The sequence below is a fragment of the Endozoicomonas montiporae CL-33 genome (genome assembly GCF_001583435.1).
Taxonomy (GTDB): domain Bacteria; phylum Pseudomonadota; class Gammaproteobacteria; order Pseudomonadales; family Endozoicomonadaceae; genus Endozoicomonas_A; species Endozoicomonas_A montiporae.
In genome coordinates, this window is the sequence record NZ_CP013251.1 from 302,852 (window position 1) to 319,351 (window position 16,500).

14 protein-coding genes and 1 pseudogene are annotated in these 16,500 nt (G+C 47.9%); 8 read left to right on the top strand and 7 right to left on the bottom strand.

Going from position 1 to position 16,500, the window contains the following annotated elements:
* Positions 1-8: 8 nt before the first annotated feature.
* Together nagA and nagB are read right to left on the bottom strand one after the other, a co-directional pair.
* Positions 9-1,151: an N-acetylglucosamine-6-phosphate deacetylase gene (gene nagA / locus EZMO1_RS01400; protein ID WP_222842175.1), complete on the bottom strand. Its 1,143-nt coding sequence runs from the start codon at positions 1,149-1,151 to the stop codon at positions 9-11.
* A 16-nt stretch (positions 1,152-1,167) separates the two neighbouring features.
* Positions 1,168-1,983, bottom strand: coding sequence for a glucosamine-6-phosphate deaminase (gene nagB, locus EZMO1_RS01405; RefSeq protein WP_034879229.1), 816 nt, complete (start codon positions 1,981-1,983; stop codon positions 1,168-1,170).
* Positions 1,984-2,537: 554 nt separating this feature from the next.
* On the opposite strand from nagB, the gene nagE reads away from it, so the two are divergent.
* From nagE to EZMO1_RS01430, 5 genes and pseudogenes are all read left to right on the top strand, one after another.
* The gene (nagE, locus tag EZMO1_RS01415; RefSeq protein WP_034879231.1) at positions 2,538-3,908 is read left to right on the top strand and encodes an N-acetylglucosamine-specific PTS transporter subunit IIBC; all 1,371 of its coding nucleotides are present in this window, start codon (positions 2,538-2,540) and stop codon (positions 3,906-3,908) included.
* Between the two features lie 447 nt (positions 3,909-4,355).
* Complete coding sequence (locus EZMO1_RS01420) at positions 4,356-4,907, top strand: IS110 family transposase (protein ID WP_236632090.1); 552 nt, start codon at positions 4,356-4,358, stop codon at positions 4,905-4,907.
* Positions 4,840-5,112: pseudogene (locus tag EZMO1_RS27495) on the top strand (transposase); the annotation flags it as partial. The gene EZMO1_RS01420 and the pseudogene EZMO1_RS27495, both read left to right, overlap by 68 nt.
* A gap of 75 nt (positions 5,113-5,187) precedes the next feature.
* The gene (locus EZMO1_RS01425) at positions 5,188-5,520 is read left to right on the top strand and encodes a helix-turn-helix transcriptional regulator (RefSeq protein ID WP_034879232.1); all 333 of its coding nucleotides are present in this window, start codon (positions 5,188-5,190) and stop codon (positions 5,518-5,520) included.
* Entirely contained in the window at positions 5,507-6,769 is a 1,263-nt protein-coding gene (locus tag EZMO1_RS01430) for a type II toxin-antitoxin system HipA family toxin (protein WP_201772240.1), read from the top strand. The genes EZMO1_RS01425 and EZMO1_RS01430 overlap by 14 nt, the downstream gene beginning before the upstream one ends.
* A gap of 23 nt (positions 6,770-6,792) precedes the next feature.
* Here the strand turns inward: EZMO1_RS01430 and EZMO1_RS01435 are convergent, their stop codons facing one another.
* On the bottom strand, positions 6,793-7,773 hold the full coding sequence (locus EZMO1_RS01435; RefSeq protein WP_034879234.1) for a transposase: 981 nt from the start codon (positions 7,771-7,773) through the stop codon (positions 6,793-6,795).
* 249 nt (positions 7,774-8,022) lie between these two features.
* Here EZMO1_RS01435 and EZMO1_RS01440 point away from each other — a divergent pair, with 249 nt between their 5' ends.
* Complete coding sequence (locus tag EZMO1_RS01440) at positions 8,023-8,220, top strand: efflux RND transporter permease subunit (protein WP_222842176.1); 198 nt, start codon at positions 8,023-8,025, stop codon at positions 8,218-8,220.
* 131 nt (positions 8,221-8,351) lie between these two features.
* On the opposite strand, the gene EZMO1_RS01445 is transcribed toward EZMO1_RS01440, so the two are convergent.
* Positions 8,352-9,713, bottom strand: a complete 1,362-nt coding sequence (locus EZMO1_RS01445; protein WP_034872820.1) for a transposase — start codon at positions 9,711-9,713, stop codon at positions 8,352-8,354.
* A 287-nt stretch (positions 9,714-10,000) separates the two neighbouring features.
* Between EZMO1_RS01445 and EZMO1_RS01450 the strand changes: the two genes are divergently transcribed.
* The gene (locus EZMO1_RS01450) at positions 10,001-10,744 is read left to right on the top strand and encodes an alpha/beta fold hydrolase (RefSeq protein WP_034879236.1); all 744 of its coding nucleotides are present in this window, start codon (positions 10,001-10,003) and stop codon (positions 10,742-10,744) included.
* A gap of 100 nt (positions 10,745-10,844) precedes the next feature.
* Here EZMO1_RS01450 and glmS read toward each other — a convergent pair whose 3' ends face one another.
* Both glmS and glmU read right to left on the bottom strand, forming a co-directional pair.
* Entirely contained in the window at positions 10,845-12,677 is a 1,833-nt protein-coding gene (glmS, locus tag EZMO1_RS01455; RefSeq protein WP_034879237.1) for a glutamine--fructose-6-phosphate transaminase (isomerizing), read from the bottom strand.
* 67 nt (positions 12,678-12,744) lie between these two features.
* A complete protein-coding gene (glmU, locus tag EZMO1_RS01460) occupies positions 12,745-14,121 on the bottom strand; it encodes a bifunctional UDP-N-acetylglucosamine diphosphorylase/glucosamine-1-phosphate N-acetyltransferase GlmU (RefSeq protein WP_034879238.1) in 1,377 nt (458 codons plus the stop codon).
* 311 nt (positions 14,122-14,432) lie between these two features.
* On the opposite strand from glmU, the gene EZMO1_RS01465 reads away from it, so the two are divergent.
* Positions 14,433-15,173 carry a TrmB family transcriptional regulator gene (locus EZMO1_RS01465; protein ID WP_034879239.1) on the top strand — a complete coding sequence of 247 codons (741 nt, stop codon included), beginning with the start codon at positions 14,433-14,435 and terminating at the stop codon, positions 15,171-15,173.
* Positions 15,174-15,189: 16 nt separating this feature from the next.
* On the opposite strand, the gene EZMO1_RS01470 is transcribed toward EZMO1_RS01465, so the two are convergent.
* Positions 15,190-16,431, bottom strand: coding sequence for a hypothetical protein (locus EZMO1_RS01470; RefSeq protein WP_222842177.1), 1,242 nt, complete (start codon positions 16,429-16,431; stop codon positions 15,190-15,192).
* Between the last annotated feature and the right edge of the window lie 69 nt (positions 16,432-16,500).

A 16,500-nucleotide genomic window follows, 5' to 3' on the forward strand; every position in this document is an offset into this window, starting at 1 on the left:
AAAAAGTCTCAGGTCTGCCTGGTCATTATCAGGCGTCCACCACTGGCTGTGCCTGTCACGTTATAGCTTTTATCAAGCACAACAAGGTTCGCATAGCTTCCAACCCGAATAGAGCCCATCACCTCGGTTAATCCAATGGCATTGGCAGGGTTTCGGGTGGCCATGCTGACAGTATCAGTTTCGGAAATGCCCTGGGCGATGCAGTTACGTACCGCTTCAGCCATCGTCAGGGCTGAACCGCCCAGTGTACCATCTTTGTTAGTACACATGCCGTTAGCGTGATAAACCGTTTGCCCGCCAAACGAGAAGGATTCAATATCCGATCCGGCTGCCGCCGCTGCATCGCTGACCAGAACCAGGCGGTCTTTCAGAAGCTTCTGGCTGAGTCTCAGGTTGTTCCAGTCCAGATGATAACCGTCAGCAATAATACCTGCTCCCAGAGATTCGCCACAAAGCACTGCGCCCACCACACCCGGCTCCCGATTCTGCATCTGGCTCATTGCATTAAAAAGGTGTGTGACGAAAGAAGCTCCCGCCTGTTCTGCTTCACGAACCTGTTCCAGAGTCGCATCACTATGCCCAATGGCAACAATAATGCCTGCCTGATTCAATTGTCTGATGTCAGATGATGAGCAGACTTCGGGCGCCAGAGTCATCATTGTGATCACATCGGCATTGTTACAGAGAAAGTCGATCATTTCAGATGAAGGCTGTCGTATATAACGTTCATCATGAATGCCCTTTCTGAGCTTGTTAATGTAGGGGCCTTCAATATGCAGTCCGGGTACCCGATCAGGGTGTTTATCTTTATACCGTCTGGCAACGTCAACAGCTTTAACCATGTCTTCATCGCTGCAGGTGATTAATGTAGGCAGAAAACTGGTACACCCGGAGCGCAGGTTGGTGTCGTGCATGATATCCAGCGTTGATTCCGATATATCGTCGTTGAAAAGCACACCACCACAGCCGTTTATCTGCAAGTCGATAAAACCGGGAGCCAACACGCTTCCCTTTAAATCGATGGTTTCAATACTGGTGTCTTCCGGAGCATCAGGGCTGACCTGCTCTATCAATCCGTCAGAGACAACAATCGTTTTTATGTTGCTCTTGCCGGAATCTGTTACCCCGTCCGGAAGTATAAAGTTGGTCAATGCATATCTGACGTTTTTATACAGCATAACGGCTCATTTCCCTGATGTTTTTAGCTTCAATATCTTCAAAGTAACGGAGTGTTTTGACTTTTAATTCCATGGTGGCGGCTTCGTCACACACCAGTATGGATCGGGGATGAAGCTGCATGGCAGAGACGGTCCAGAGGTGGTTTACAGAGCCTTCAACGGCAGCATGAACAGCCCGACTCTTGTCAGCGCCGGTGGCAAGAATAATCACCTCTCTGGCATCTAGCAAGGTTGCCACACCGATGGTTAATGCCAGTTTAGGCACCTGAGTTATATCACCATCAAAAAATCGCGCATTCGCCCGGCGGGTGTCTTCCGTCAGGGTTTTGATACGTGAACGGGACGCCAGTGATGAACCGGGTTCATTGAACGCAATATGCCCATCCCTTCCTACTCCGCCGAGAAATAACTCAATGCCACCGAACGATGAAATCGTTTCTTCATAAGCAAGGCATTCCTGATCCAGATTGTCTGCATTGCCGTTAAGAAAGTGGATATTTTCAGCAGGCAGGTCAATGTGACTGAATAACTGGTTTTCCATGAACTGTCGATAACTTTCGGGATGCCCTGCAGGCAAGCCAACGTATTCATCCATATTGAATGTTACAACATGCTTAAAGCTCACTTCGCCTTCCTTGTATAACCGAATAAGCTCCTGATAGGTGCCTATCGGCGTACCACCGGTTGGCAGCCCCAATACAAAAGGTTTCTGCTCAGTAGGTTTGAACTGCTTAATTCGATTAACGATATAGCGAGCTGTCCAGAAGGCTGTTGTTTCCGGTGTTTTTAATGGAATAAGTCGCATAAAGGTTCCCTGTTTAATAAGCAGTCTGGCATTTATTGTTAAGTGACCAACAGCTTGGAAGCTTGGATCTCAATATGCGAAAGCATGCATCAGACCGATATATTTTTCAATGTAAAATATATCGGTCTATCAAAAAAGGCGTTCTTGCACAAACAACAACTCGTTGACTACTATTCCTCTTCTTTTTCTACTGAACTTGTGATTAATGCTCACAAACCAACCAGAATCAGCTGGTTTTATGATATTTCCTTAACGAAGCAACGGGTTTATTGATACATGTCAAAAGACACAACCAATAGGAAACACAATTTAATTTACAACGTAAAATAATTCTTTATGATCACCATTAAGGGATTTAACGATCGGATCTGTTACTTCCTGTCAACCTGAGAGCAGCAAGCAAAATGGGACACTGTGTGGTGCTATTGCTCGTCTGGTTTTCTTTGATCAATGACCTGTAAAACAGGTATCAACCACATTGTGAACAAGAAAAAACAGGTTGCCATTCAACCAACAAAAACTCTAGCAACTGACTCCAATAAAGAGACGACCACATGAATATTCTCAACTATATGCAAAGGCTCGGCAAAGCATTGATGCTCCCTATCGCCACCTTGCCTGTTGCTGCCCTGTTACTTCGTATTGGCCAACCGGATCTGCTGAATATAGCTTTCATGGCAGAAGCCGGTAACGCTGTTTTCAGTAACCTGCCTCTGTTGTTTGCCATGGGTATCGCAGCCGGTCTTGCCAAAGACGACGCGGGTTCTGCTGTTCTGGCGGGTGCTGTTGGTTACTTTGTTCTGACTGCTGCGGCAAAAACCATTAATGCCGACATTGATATGTCATTCTTTGGCGGCATCATCGCCGGCATCATCGCCGGACACAGTTACAATAAATTCCATACTGCCGAACTGCCTTCTTATCTTGCCTTCTTTGGAGGTAAACGACTGGTTCCTATTATGACCGGTTTGATTGCCCTGGCGGTTTCGGTAGTGGCCGGTTATGTATGGCCATCCATTCAAAGTGGCATTAATGCCTTTGCCATGGGCGTATCCGAGTCCGGCCCTATTGGTCAGTTCTTCTATGGCGTTCTGAACCGTGGCTTGATTCCTGTGGGCCTGCACCATGTTGTGAACTCTGTGTTCTGGTTCGGTCTGGGTGAGTTCACCAACGCTGCCGGTGAAATTGTAAATGGCGACCTGCCACGCTTCTTTGCAGGCGATCCGACTGCCGGTGTCTTCATGGCAGGTTTCTACCCTGTAATGATGTTTGGTCTGCCCGCCGCTGCTCTGGCTATGTACCTGACAGCTCATAAAAAAAACCGTGCGAAAGTCGGCGGGGTTCTGTTCTCTGTAGGTCTGACTGCTTTCCTGACCGGTGTTACCGAGCCTCTGGAATTCCTGTTTGTGTTCCTGGCTCCCGCACTTTATGCCGCTCACGCTGTACTGACAGGCCTTTCACTGGTAGTCACTAATGCCATGGGAGTCCTGCACGGCTTCGGATTCTCTGCCGGTGCCTTTGACCTTCTGCTGAACTGGGGACTGGCAACTAACCCTGTCACTCTGGTTCTGATCGGGCTTGCCTTTGCCGCCATCTACTTCTGCACTTTCTACTTCGCCATTAAGGTCTTCAACCTGAAAACCCCTGGTCGTGAAGACGAAGAAGTGGTTGAAACCATCAAGGTGGATGCTTCCGAACGCGCTGATCACTACATCACCATGCTGGGCGGAAAAGATAACCTGAAAGAAGTCGGTGCCTGCATTACCCGCCTGCGACTGACTCTGAAAGATTCCAACCGTGTGGATGAAGCCGGACTGAAAGCGCTTGGCGCGAAAGGCATCGTTCGCCTTAGCAGCAGTAGCCTGCAAGTCATTCTCGGACCACAGGCCGAAATCATTGCCGGTGAGATTAATCTCCAGTTGTAATCACCTGATAAGACAAGCTCTGCCCCCTCGCAGGGTTTGTCTCTTTGCTTCTTGCTAATAACCTCAAATTGTCATGACCACATCTCCGGCCACCCCGCACTATGAAAATAATGTTCTGCCACAATGCAACTGAAGCAGAGCCTGACAGTGGTCGATGTTTTTGCAGTGGCTTTTAGACCCTGAACTCAAATTGACCTGGGCTGGATCGTTCGCACCCTCGCTTATCTCATGATTCAGAGCTGGCACCATCAGGTTCCACCTCTGGAACATTGAATGCACGGCAAACAGCCCTTTTCTCCAAGTGAGATTATGGCGATCCGATTCAGTCCGTCAGGCTCTGCCGTTCCTCCGTGAACGTTTGGAGCATAGATGATGCAAACGATTGTGAAAAACTGTGCAGGCATTGATGTCCACAAAATGATGGTCATGGTTGCCGTTCGCAAAGAAATGCCTGAGGGTGATACTCAGGTGCTTACCCGTGAGTTTGGTACTTTCCGCAAAGATCGGGAGTTAATGTGCCAGTTCCTTCAGCAGCACCAAATTGATCTTGTGGTGGTGGAAAGCACGGGGGTTTACTGGAAAAGCATTTATGCATCCATTATTGGCTTTGGTTTGACACCCCGGGTAGTCAATGCCCGGCATGTTAAAAATGTACCTGGTCGTAAAACAGATACACTGGACAGTCAGTGGCTAGCCCAGCTTGCTCATTGTGGTCTGGTTCGTCCGAGCTTTGTACCACACCCTGATCAGGAGCAGTTGCGCTTACTGACTCGACGCCGAGACACTGTTGTTAAACAAATAGCCACTGAGATGAACCGGCTCCATAAAACTCTCGATGACAGCGGAATTCGTCTTGGAGGCCTGATCAGCGACATCAATGGTAAGTCTGGCCAGCGTATGATTAATGCTTTGATTGATGGTGAATCACTGCAGGATATTAGATCGCTGGTGTACAAGGGTTATGCGATCAAAGATAGAGCCAATGAAGAAAGTAGCTAAAACCATTCGACGACACAGGCCTCTTATCCTGAACTGGTTCAGGGCAAAAAAGCATTCTCCAGCGGCATTGTAGAGGGTCTGAATACCAAGATAAAACTCACTACGAGAAAATCATACGGCTTCAGAATATAGATGTGCTGAAATCGCTTTATATCATGCGCTTGGCAAGTTACCTGAACCAGAAATGACCCACAGATTTTACTGACGAGGCTAATTATTTGACTATAATAATAGTCACAAAATAGTTTTATGATTAATTTTATGGTCATTATGGTGACTTATGGCTACATCAAGACATTACTCAGCCTATAGCCGGAATGCAGCCCGCCTTTTGGGGATGCAGATCAGACTTTGCCGGAAGGAAAAACGGTGGACTGAAACGGAACTGGCAAGCAGAGCCGGTATTTCCAGAGCGACCTTGCAAAAAATAGAGAAAGGAGACATGTCCTGCAAACTGGGACTTGTCTTTGAAGTGGCTTATCTGGCGGGACTGGAGCTATTCCGGAATGATGGGGAAAGTCTGGACAGCAAGCAGGAGAGGGTCAATGACAAACTGCTCCTGCTGCCTAAAAGCATACGGGAGCGGCGACAGGAGGTAGATGATGACTTCTGATGTCGGTTACAACGAAGCTTTTGTATGGATCTGGCTACCTGAAGCAACCGATCCGGTGGTGACCGGTAAATTAAGTCGCAATGGAGATCGGTTGCTATTTAATTACGGTAAAAGCTATCTTCAGCGTGAAAATGCCATTGCCCTGTATGACCCTGAACTGCCTTTGACCAGTGGCAACATTTCATTGACTCAGGGTTTAAAAATGCCCGGAGTGATTCGTGATGGTTCTCCAGATGCTTGGGGGCGGCGAGTCATTATCAATCGAAAATTGGGGCAGTCTGGCAGACAGGTTGATACTGCTCATTTGGATGAACTGACTTACTTGCTGGAATCCGGCTCTGACCGGATTGGCGCTTTGGATTTTCAGCGTTCACCGACAGAATATGTGCCAAGAATCATAGCCAGTGCGACTCTGGAAGAATTATTGCATTGCGCTGAAAGGGTGGAAAAAGGCTTGCCGGTGCCTGCGGAGCTGGATTTGGCACTGCATCATGGCACCTCTATCGGGGGAGCACGGCCCAAAGCTCTGATTGAAGATAGTAACAGAAAGTTTATTGCCAAGTTTTCATCCAGTTCCGACATTTATCCCGTGGTGAAAGGTGAATTTATCGCTATGCGGCTGGCAAGACTGGCGGGGTTGGATGTTGCTGATGTGCAGATGAAAGCTGTGGAAGGTAAGGATGTATTGCTGGTTGAACGGTTTGACCGACAACAGACTCCGAAAGGCTGGACTCGAAAACCAATGGTTTCTGCTCTTACCCTGTTCGGGCTAGATGAAATGTTTGCCCGTTACGCCAGTTATGAAACCTTGGCAGACCTGATTCGATTGAGCTTTACCGACGCACCCAAAACATTGAAAGAGCTTTTCTCAAGACTGGTTTTCAACATTCTTTGCGGCAACACCGATGATCATGCCCGCAATCACGCAGCCTTCTGGGATGGCGAAATGCTTACCCTGACACCAGCATACGACATTTGTCCACAAGGTCGGGCAGGAAATATTGCTAGTCAGGCTATGCTGATTTCTGGTGACCAGAGACAGAGCAATCTGGCTTGCTGCATTGAAGCGGCTGCAGTTTTTCAGCTTTCACGAACAGAAGCCACTACGATTGTTGATCAACTGAAAGAAGTTATAGAACGTCACTGGCAGTCAGTCTGTGATGAAGCCCGGCTTTCACCCGTTGACCGCAAGCTGCTTTGGGGCAGGCAGTTTATGAATCCATATATTTTCGAGGCTGTACAGCCTTGAATTAGTTGAACGCCCAATATCGTTCATTGCAGATAGAGACTTTGGCTACAGCCCACACCGTGTACCCACTGTTTTCCAATCTGCTTTGCATAAGCTTTTAACGATTCAAGCTTGCCTAAAGCCCTGCGGAAACGGTTATCCCAGCTCATGGTTTTCAGCCATTCATCCGGATCGATGTTTAGCCGTTCAAGAATAGGTGGTGTATTATCAGGAATGCTGCCTTTTTTGTCTTTGCGGACTACACGACCCGTCCAGTCAACCAGTTCAAGATAGCTGCTTAACGCAAACGGTATGGCTTTGTCTGGATTCTGGCCTTGTGAACGCAAAGGTTTCAGGCAGACAGGTTGCTTTCTGGCTGCATTTCCATCAGCTTTTTTTGCTCGCTCCTGCACAGAGGTATAATCCGACTCTTCCGGCGTCGTTGCCATTTTAGCCCTGACCGGATTCAGATCAACATAAGCCATGCAGGTCAGCAATGCAGCCTCATCCAGCAAAGCCTGACTTTTGTAACGCCCTTCCCAGAACCGACCTTTGCAGCCATCTTCTTTATTAGCTTCTCTCGCCAGGTGTTCGTTATGGCACCTCATAAACCAGCTGATATCAAGCAGACGACTACGGTATTCTTCTGCAAACGCTTCAACTCTCTGAAGTTCTGCTTTCCCCATCGAATCGTTCGCAAGAAATCTCTGCACCAGTAAGTGACCGGAGAATAATTTTGTCCAGCGTTCCAGTACTTGCCGGGTATCCCAGGACTTTCCCTGCTCTCGGTTGATATGCAGCACAACATGGTAATGGTTTGACATCACCGCATAGGCGCAGATTTCGATAGCAAAAACACCTGACAGCTCTTTGAGCCGATCCTCAACCCACTGCCGTCGATGTTCATAGTTTTTGCCGGAGAACTGATCATTGCCACAAAGGTATGCACGACGGACACAGCGTGCCATGCAGTGGTAGTACGGTGTGCTGGCGGGATCGATGAGGTTCTTGCGAGCAGTGGTCATGATGTTCCGGTTTATTGCCTGTTGTTGTGTTGGATTACCGGAATAAACATAGGCGAATTGCCCGTTAGGTCAAATAATTTATGGGTGTCCTATTAATTGATTTATTGCCTGTTGTTGTGTTGGATTACCGGAATAAACATAGGCGAATTGCCCGTTAGGTCAAATAATTTATGGGTGTCCTATTAATTGATTAATTCATTATTAATTCATTATTAATTCATTCGTCTGCGCCCTGTCATGATGACTTCAATGACCACCATGATGGGTTCTGTACCTCTGCTGCTGTCGGTTGGAGCCGGAGCCGAATCGCGCTTCAGTATTGGTGTTGTGGTGTTTTTCGGAACGTTGGTGTCCAGCCTGCTGACATTGATTATTGTGCCAACGATGTATGCTTTGCTGTGTCAGAAAACAAAATCGCCTGAGTATGTCAGCAGCTATTCCCGCTGAATATACGTCTTAAGACGTTTAAGTTGGTGTAGGCAAGGAACATTTAATACGTTCAGGGAGTGTCCTTCACTTCCAGCGAATCTTGAACGAACAAAAATTTTGAACCCTGAAACCAGACTGCCCCACATTCTTTATGAACTGTCGTAAGGCACTATTCCCGCGACGGTACGGCTAATGATGGCATCAAACAACCCTTCCCAGGTTTTGATCAGCCAGGTCTGGAAATAACCTTTCATCAACTCCCACAGATGTATTCGTACACCTCGCGTTCGTTCTTTCAGGGCTTTTTGAAACTCCGGGCTGCCCAGTTGTTGCAGCTGGTCAACCAGAAAGGCCAGTACCGTCAGGTAAGCCAGATTGGTGGCAAGGTGCTGTTCACCGTGCCCGTAGTTGTGCTCAAGGTGGTAGTCTTGTTTCTTCAGGGTATTGAACGTTTGGTTTTCAATGTGCCATCGGCATCGTCCTCCTTTCATCAGGGCTTCAATGGTCTTTTCTGTCAGAGGTATGTCAGTGATCCAACTCCAGGTGTGACGATCACCTTTTTTGTCCGTCTCAACAAAATCCAGCACGTTGACATGCTCAACGGGGTTAGACTTGTTGAGGGGCACATCGTTAGTAAAACGATACCAGTACTTGATGCCAGTCACCGGGTCAGTTTTGAGGCAACGTGCCACTTTTCCTTGCTTATCCAGTTCATCTACAGCTTCAATCAGCGAGCCGTGATTGCCGTCTTTCGCAATGATAATGTAATGCCAGCCGTAACTCTTGATCAGGCGGATAGTTGGTCCGTCAGCATACAAGCCATCCAGTACGATAATCAGTTTCAGGTAGGGGTGGTCTTTTTTTACGTTGGCAAGAAAGCGCTTAAGGGCACTCTTTTCACAGTCGTTCTTGGTACAACCATCCTGTCGTACAATAGCTTCGGGAGCCAATGGTATAACGACTTTCTGGTCGGGGTGGACAATGCAACCGCCCATCAGCTGGTGATAATAAGCCTCATTGGCTTTGCCCTGATTTTTTACGCAGCAGTCGTCGCAGTGTAGCTTTCCGGAGAAGAAGGTTTGTGTACCATCAATGGCCAGCAAATAATGGTTTTTAAGGTGGCCGATGTGAAACTCAAACTTCTGCAGGTGCCCCGAACGCTGAAAGCGTGAGAAGATTTTTTTGTAAGGCTTCTGAAACCAGTGTGGAGAAAGCTGGTCAAGTACTTCTCGCATCCGGGTGTCACTGGGAACTCTGCCATTGACGACATCAAACAGGGTTTCCAGATTGTGAGCCTGGACAGGGTCTTCCCTTTGGCTATCAAAGCGGAGCATGGACGGCATTTTCATTTGCATCATGGCAAAAGCGGACTTGGCAAAGTTGCCAAAGGGAATGCCATTCTTGCAGTGATTAGGTCGGTGATCGGGAATGTCAACCAGACAGTCAGTAACCTCTTTAATAAGGTGGCTGGCAGTCAGGTGCGTGCAATTTTTTTGAATGGGCTTGGCCATGGTTGCAACCGGTCAGATCATGCAGCATAAGGTCAAAAATAGTCGTTCAATTGTGCGGTTGCAGATTTTTTTATCACGCTCTAAAGCCTGATAGCTGGGGGCTTTTGATAAAGGTCGGGAATTGCTGGTATGTCAGCCGTCAGCTTAAAGCTCAGTTTAAAAAAATGCATCAACATGAAGTCGGTGGAGGAGCGGATTTCAATTATTGAAATATTGTCCCTGTTCAGGCAGATTGCAGGTTGTCTGCCTGAACAGCAGTAAGGTTAAGTCTTTCCAGCATACAGCCAATGAACACCAGACCTGCAAAGCACACTTTTTTACTTCTGCCCCTGATCGCGCTGCTGTCAGCCTGCAGCCCGACAACCCGGATAAACAGTGGGTTCACTGAAACAGAAACCGTGGTTATTATTCATGGCCTTGCCCGCAGTGGCTCGGCAATGCGTTACCTGACCCGCAATATCGCAGATGCAGGGTTTCAAACCTGTGTGATCGATTACGCTTCTTTGAGGCGTCCTATGGCTGAAGTCGTCAATGATGTTTCAGATCAGATAGATCAGTGTGTAGTAAACGGGAGCCGTGTTCACTTTGTTGGTCACTCCCTTGGTGGGCTTCTGACACGATCTTATTTGGCAGATCCGGATAATGCAGCGCTCAGAAAAAGACTGGGGCAAGTGGTGATGATCGGCACACCGAACCATGGCAGTGCGGTTGTCGATCATTATGAGAACAACTGGTGGATGAAATCATTGGGCGACACCACTCTGTCGCTGGGTACCCATGACGATGCCTTTCCTAACACCCTTCCTCCGGTTGATTATCATCACGGTGTGATTGCCGGCACACGCGGCTGGTTTCTGAGTAATAAGGTTTTGGGAGAATCTAACGACGGACTGGTGGCAGTAAGCTCAACCCGAACGACAACAATGAATGATTTTGTTGAAGTGGACGTTGGGCATTCCCTGATGCGCTGGAATAAAGAGGTCGCCGGACAAACCGTTCATTTTTTAAAGCATGGTCTGTTTCAGCATTGATTCTTGCAAAATCGTCCAGTATGGAATCAAACTTATTTTTGAAAAACAGCAGTGGGCAGCATAAAACTACCCACATAAGAGCACGATTAGAAGTACAGCATCACTCCACAGTGACAGACTTGGCCAAATTTCTGGGCTGATCCACATCCGTTCCCTTCAGAACAGCGACATAGTAGGACAACAACTGCAAAGGAATGGTGTAAAGGATAGGCGCCACAATCTCTGGCACTTCATTCACTGGCAACACTTTCATGCCATCAGCCTGTGTCATTTTGGAGCCACGATCCGCAAAGACATACAGTTGACCACCACGGGCACGTACTTCTTCCATATTGGATTTGAGTTTTTCCAAAAGGTCGTTATTTGGCGCGACAACAATGACAGGCATATCGTCGTCAATCAACGCCAGTGGGCCGTGTTTCAATTCACCCGCCGCATAAGCTTCGGCATGAATATAAGAAATCTCCTTCAGCTTCAGCGCACCTTCCATGGCAATCGGGTATTGAGTACCGCGACCGAGGAACAGGCTGTGATGTTTGTGGGCAAAGTCTTCTGCCAGAGCTTCGATGTCGCTGCTTAGTGCAAGCGCATCTTTAATAGAGTGTGGCAGTTCACGAAGTGCCTGAACGATTTCGGCTTCCTGCGCTTCGGTCATACCGGTATGACGACCAATGGCAGCCACCAGCATCAACAAAGCCGTGAGCTGGGTTGTAAAGGCTTTGGTGGACGCTACACCAATTTCAGCACCGGCACGGGTCATCAATGATATATCCGATTCACGCACCATGGAGGAACCCGGTACATTGCAGATACTCAGGGAAGCCATGTAGCCCTGCTCTTTCGCCAGATGCAATGCAGCCAGAGTATCCGCTGTTTCACCCGACTGGGAGATCGTTACGAACAAGCAGTTTTTTGGTACAAAGAATTTTCTGTAGCGGAACTCGGAAGCAATTTCTACACGACAAGGGATACCTGCCAGTTCTTCAAACCAGTAACGGGCGACCATGGCAGAGTTATAACTGGTACCGCAGGCAACAATCTGTACGGCTTCCGTCTTGTTCAGGATTTCAATGCCGTCCTTGCCCAGAATATCCAGGTTCAGTTTGTGCTCACCCAGACGACCTTCCAGCGTATTGGCAATGGCATCAGGCTGTTCATGGATTTCTTTCAGCATGTAATGACGGTACTGACCTTTGTCACCAGCATCGTGCTCAATGTCGCTTTCTTTGGCCGGGCGCTCAACGGTTTGACCTTTCGAATCAAACACGGAAACCGTAGTACGGGTGATCTCAGCAACGTCACCTTCTTCAAGGAACATAAAACGACGGGTGACCGGGAACAGAGCCAGTTGATCAGAAGCAATAAAGTTTTCGCTCAGACCCAGACCAATCACCAGCGGACTGCCGGAACGGGCAACAATGAGTCGCTCGGTATCGGTACGATCCATAACCACCATGCCGTAAGCGCCTTCAAGCTTTTTTACGGCCTTCTGAACGGCTTCCAGCAGTGTGCCTGAAGACTTCTGTTCAAGGTTAACCAGATGTGCAATCACTTCAGTGTCGGTATCGGAGGTGAACACATAGCCTTCACCTTTCAGGAATTCACGCAGGTCTTCATGGTTTTCGATGATGCCATTATGAACCACGGCAATATCTTCACCGGATACGTGAGGGTGTGCATTTCGCTCGTTTGGCTCACCATGGGTTGCCCAGCGGGTGTGGGCAATGCCGGTACCACCCGGAGCTGGTGTTTCAGCAATAGCGTCTGCCAGCTCTGCTACCTTGCCGGTTCTGCGAACCCTCTGCAGTTCGCCCTGATCGTCCACAATCGCAACACCGGCCGAATCGTAGCCCCGATACTCCAGACGACGAAGTCCTTCTAAAAGAATGGGAGCCACATCCCTTTGCGCTACCGCGCCAACAATTCCACACATATCTCTTTACCCTGAATTTGTTTACAAAGAAGGGCAGGTGATCTGCCCACTTTCTTACTGCTGACGTTTACGCCTTTTTGATTGGTCGTTCCCAGCTATCAATATTGCGCTGTCGGGCTCGTCCGACAGCCAGCTGGTTGTCTTCAACAGCTTTGGTAATCACAGAGCCTGCACCGGTGGTTGCGCCTTTGCCGACAGAGACAGGTGCCACCAGCGAGTTGTTTGTGCCGATAAAGGCATCGTCACCAATCACGGTCTGATGCTTGTTTACACCATCGTAGTTACAGGTCACTACACCTGCACCGACGTTTACGCCGGAGCCAATGTCAGCATCGCCGACATAACTGAGATGATTGACCTTACTGCCTTCACCAATGTTGGCTTTTTTGATTTCGACAAAATTACCGACACGCGCTTTTTCAGCCAGATTGGTACCCGGACGCAGTCGTGCAAACGGGCCGACTTCACAGTCTGCTGCGACCACAGCGTCTTCGAGTACCGAATGCGCTTTGATAATGGCACCTTCGCCAATTTTGGAATTGCGAATGACACAGCCCGGCTCAATGGTGACGTTGTCCGCCAGTTCGACTTCACCTTCCAGCACGACGTTAATATCAAGGAAAATATCGTGACCTGTCTTAATGTTGCCACGAATATCCAGACGGGCCGGGTCAACAATGGTCACGCCAGAAGCCATAAGACTGACAGCCAGTTCTTTTTGCAGGGCTCTTTCCAGTTCGGTCAGCTGAACGCGGCTGTTTACACCTTCAACTTCTGTAGCCTTCTGCGGCTGCACATGAACGACCGGGGTACCTTCCTGAACCGCTTTGGCTACCACATCGGTCAGATAATACTCTTTCTGGGCATTGTTGTTATCCAGCCCCATCACCCAGTCACCCAGTTTTCCACCCGGGATGGCCATGATACCGGTGTTAACCTCGTTAATGGCTAATTGCTCAGGGGATGAGTCTTTGTCTTCTACAATCGCCTGAATGCTGCCAAAACCATCACGAACAATACGGCCATAACCGGAAGGGTTGGGCAGGTTAATGGTTAGCAGTCCCAAGCGTTCACCGTTACTGGCAGCCAGCAGGGATTGAAGGGTCGAAGTGTTAATCAGAGGAACATCGCCGTACAGTACCAGTACCACGTCGGCACCTTTGCAACCGGGAACCGCCTGCTGAACCGCATGACCGGTGCCGAGCTGTTCGGTTTGCTCAACCCAGTTCAGGTCATAATGACCCAGAGCGTCTTTTACCTTGTCTGCTCCGTGTCCGATCACCACATGGATATTGCCATCGCCAATCATTTTCTGGGTTTTCTGGGCACTCAGAATCACATGTTCCAGCATGGGTTTGCCTGCAATGGAATGCAGAACCTTGGGCAGGTTGGATTTCATGCGGCTGCCCTGTCCGGCAGCAAGAATGACAATATCGGCTCTCATGGTTTTACCTTGCAATGCTTTTTAAAATGCAGCCATACTGCTTTCTGGGAAAGTGCTGCATTTTTGCACTCCGCTACTTCTATATGTCACCAGTGTCACTGAAAACAGTAGCCCGACAAGACCATCAGGGCTTTGCCAGCGGGGGAAGACATAAGTAGTGAAAATATCTGTCTGAAACAACGGGTGCAGTAATTCTTTAACGTCAGAAATATTTGTCATTATCGTTAGTGACACTTCCTGACTGTAACTTTTTTAGCTTATCTTATAGCATCTTAATTACAACACTCTTTGTCATTAAAAAATTGACAATTATGAAACTCGAAATACTGGAACAACTGGGGCTCAGCGCCAGAGAAGTCAGCATCTATCTGGCTCTGTTAAAAATGGGAACGGCTTCCATTCGGGACATTGCTGCCGAATCCGGCATCAACCGGGGCACGACCTATGAAACACTGAAGGACCTGGCGGGCAAAGGCATTGTCAGTTATTTCCCGAAAGGCAAACGCCGGGTGTTCTGTGCCGAACCGCCGGAAAGGCTGCTAGAGCTGGCTGAAGAAAAGCGGCAATCACTGGAGCAGGGCATTGAAGAGATGAAGCACACCCTGATTCCTCAGCTGAATCATCTGAAACCTGACTTTAACCCGGGTAATGTGCGCTTTTATGAAGGCGACAGCGGCATTGAGTTTGTGCTCAAAGATATTCTGAACACCATAGAACAGCAGGACGGCAAGCAGTATTCTGTGTTTTCATCCAAACCAATCCGCCAGCATTTGTACCGGCCTTTTCCGAATTACACCCAGCAACGCATTCGAAAACAGATTAATGTCCGGGTAATTGCCATTGGTGAGGGCGGTGAAGACGCCGAGTTGTCGCAACGGAAGTGGATAGATGCCAAAGGCAAGATAGATGCCAGCTATATAGCCATCTATCCGCCCAAAGTAGCGATGATCTCACTGGCATCCACCAATTATCCGGTGGCAGTGGTGATTGACTCTACGGAAATTGCCAGCACTCAGCAGATTGTTTTTGATACGTTGTGGAGCACCCTTTAAAACCGGTGGAGGCTCGTTACTGAGTTGTCCGACCAGAACGGTCTGACATCTTTTGGGAAAACGGCTTAAAGTTAGCATAAGGTTCCGCTTGTATTTTTCTGACTATATGTGGATAAAGCATGAGACGAACTTTATTGTGAAAACGATTACTCATATTGGTTCTTTGCGGCCAATCGTCGATTAACTCTTTTGCCAGATCGGTTTTCCGTTCATGTATAAGGTGCCAAACCAGTGCAGTCAACAAATCACGGTTGTCAGGCTGTATCTTCAGCAACCCTCTCATATACGCTTCTGCTGCCCAAGCCTGATTGGATTGTTCAAATACTGAAACAACCCACCACCAAAGGCCTTGAATACTGCTGTCATAGCTTTGACTCTCTTCAATATGTTCTTTTATAAGCTGACGTAAATCAGCTTCATTAGTGGTTAATGCAGCAGTTTGTATAAAGTTGACAAGCTTTTTAAAAGCTAAACGCTGATCTTGGTCAGCAGCAATATAATTAATTTCGTGTTTCAAAAAGTAGGAGAGATCATTAAACAGCATTGTTAAAGGCACATTATTTTCAAGCTGCCTGTTTATATGAGCAATGTATTCATCCAATGTATTAAATTGATAGTTTTCACCTCTATCGAACTCACCCCATTGTATGGCGAGCCTTTCCTGCCTTGCATCTTCCCGATAGTCGGGATCAAGGAGAAACTTTAATGTCTTATGGCTTGTCTGGGGACATTCAACAACAGGAAGATTATCGGAACAAAAGCTGCCAAAGTTATTACCTGCATAAGGCCGGACAGCAGCCTCAGCCTGCCCACTGTCGAGATAGTCTTCTGACAATGACTGATTATCCGGCTTTAGCCAGTTAAGGCCAAACCACCTGCTAACCTCGTCAGTCATGTTGACATTAGAGTACTCTGATAACCGTTTTACAAATTCCTTAGCATCAGGGTCTGATACCAGTACATACGTTTTCACCTTTCTGACATGGCTGACTCCTCGTTCATCGATTTCCACAATGATAAAAATAAGGGCACCGTTTTTATCGACACTGATCAGTAAATCCGGTTTGTGGGACTGTTTTTGGTCAAGGCGAGTCGTACCACCAGAATACTCGCGCCCATAAAACGGCTTTGTTAAATCCAGTCGTTTCTTCTGAAAAACAGCCAGTTCATCTTTTCGCTGGCAAATAGGCGACTGACTATCATCCAGCAACAACCAGTTGCCTTTAGTTCCACTGCTTACAAGGGTGACATCAGGCAATCGGGTAATCAGGCTCTGGGTATCAGAATCTGGAGAGATGCTATAACTCATGACATTCAACACGTCTGA

What these genes read in the sequence shown, in the direction of transcription:
- glmU (WP_034879238.1), bottom strand. Translation starts at nt 14,121, where the DNA reads ATGAGAGCCGATATTGTCATTCTTGCTGCCGGACAGGGCAGCCGCATG.
- glmS (WP_034879237.1), bottom strand. Translation starts at nt 12,677, where the DNA reads ATGTGTGGAATTGTTGGCGCGGTAGCGCAAAGGGATGTGGCTCCCATT.
- EZMO1_RS01435 (WP_034879234.1), bottom strand. Translation starts at nt 7,773, where the DNA reads ATGACCACTGCTCGCAAGAACCTCATCGATCCCGCCAGCACACCGTAC.
- EZMO1_RS01420 (WP_236632090.1), top strand. Translation starts at nt 4,356, where the DNA reads ATGCCTGAGGGTGATACTCAGGTGCTTACCCGTGAGTTTGGTACTTTC.
- EZMO1_RS01445 (WP_034872820.1), bottom strand. Translation starts at nt 9,713, where the DNA reads ATGGCCAAGCCCATTCAAAAAAATTGCACGCACCTGACTGCCAGCCAC.
- EZMO1_RS01440 (WP_222842176.1), top strand. Translation starts at nt 8,023, where the DNA reads ATGACCACCATGATGGGTTCTGTACCTCTGCTGCTGTCGGTTGGAGCC.
- EZMO1_RS01425 (WP_034879232.1), top strand. Translation starts at nt 5,188, where the DNA reads ATGGCTACATCAAGACATTACTCAGCCTATAGCCGGAATGCAGCCCGC.
- nagB (WP_034879229.1), bottom strand. Translation starts at nt 1,983, where the DNA reads ATGCGACTTATTCCATTAAAAACACCGGAAACAACAGCCTTCTGGACA.
- nagE (WP_034879231.1), top strand. Translation starts at nt 2,538, where the DNA reads ATGAATATTCTCAACTATATGCAAAGGCTCGGCAAAGCATTGATGCTC.
- EZMO1_RS01465 (WP_034879239.1), top strand. Translation starts at nt 14,433, where the DNA reads ATGAAACTCGAAATACTGGAACAACTGGGGCTCAGCGCCAGAGAAGTC.
- EZMO1_RS01430 (WP_201772240.1), top strand. Translation starts at nt 5,507, where the DNA reads ATGATGACTTCTGATGTCGGTTACAACGAAGCTTTTGTATGGATCTGG.
- EZMO1_RS01450 (WP_034879236.1), top strand. Translation starts at nt 10,001, where the DNA reads ATGAACACCAGACCTGCAAAGCACACTTTTTTACTTCTGCCCCTGATC.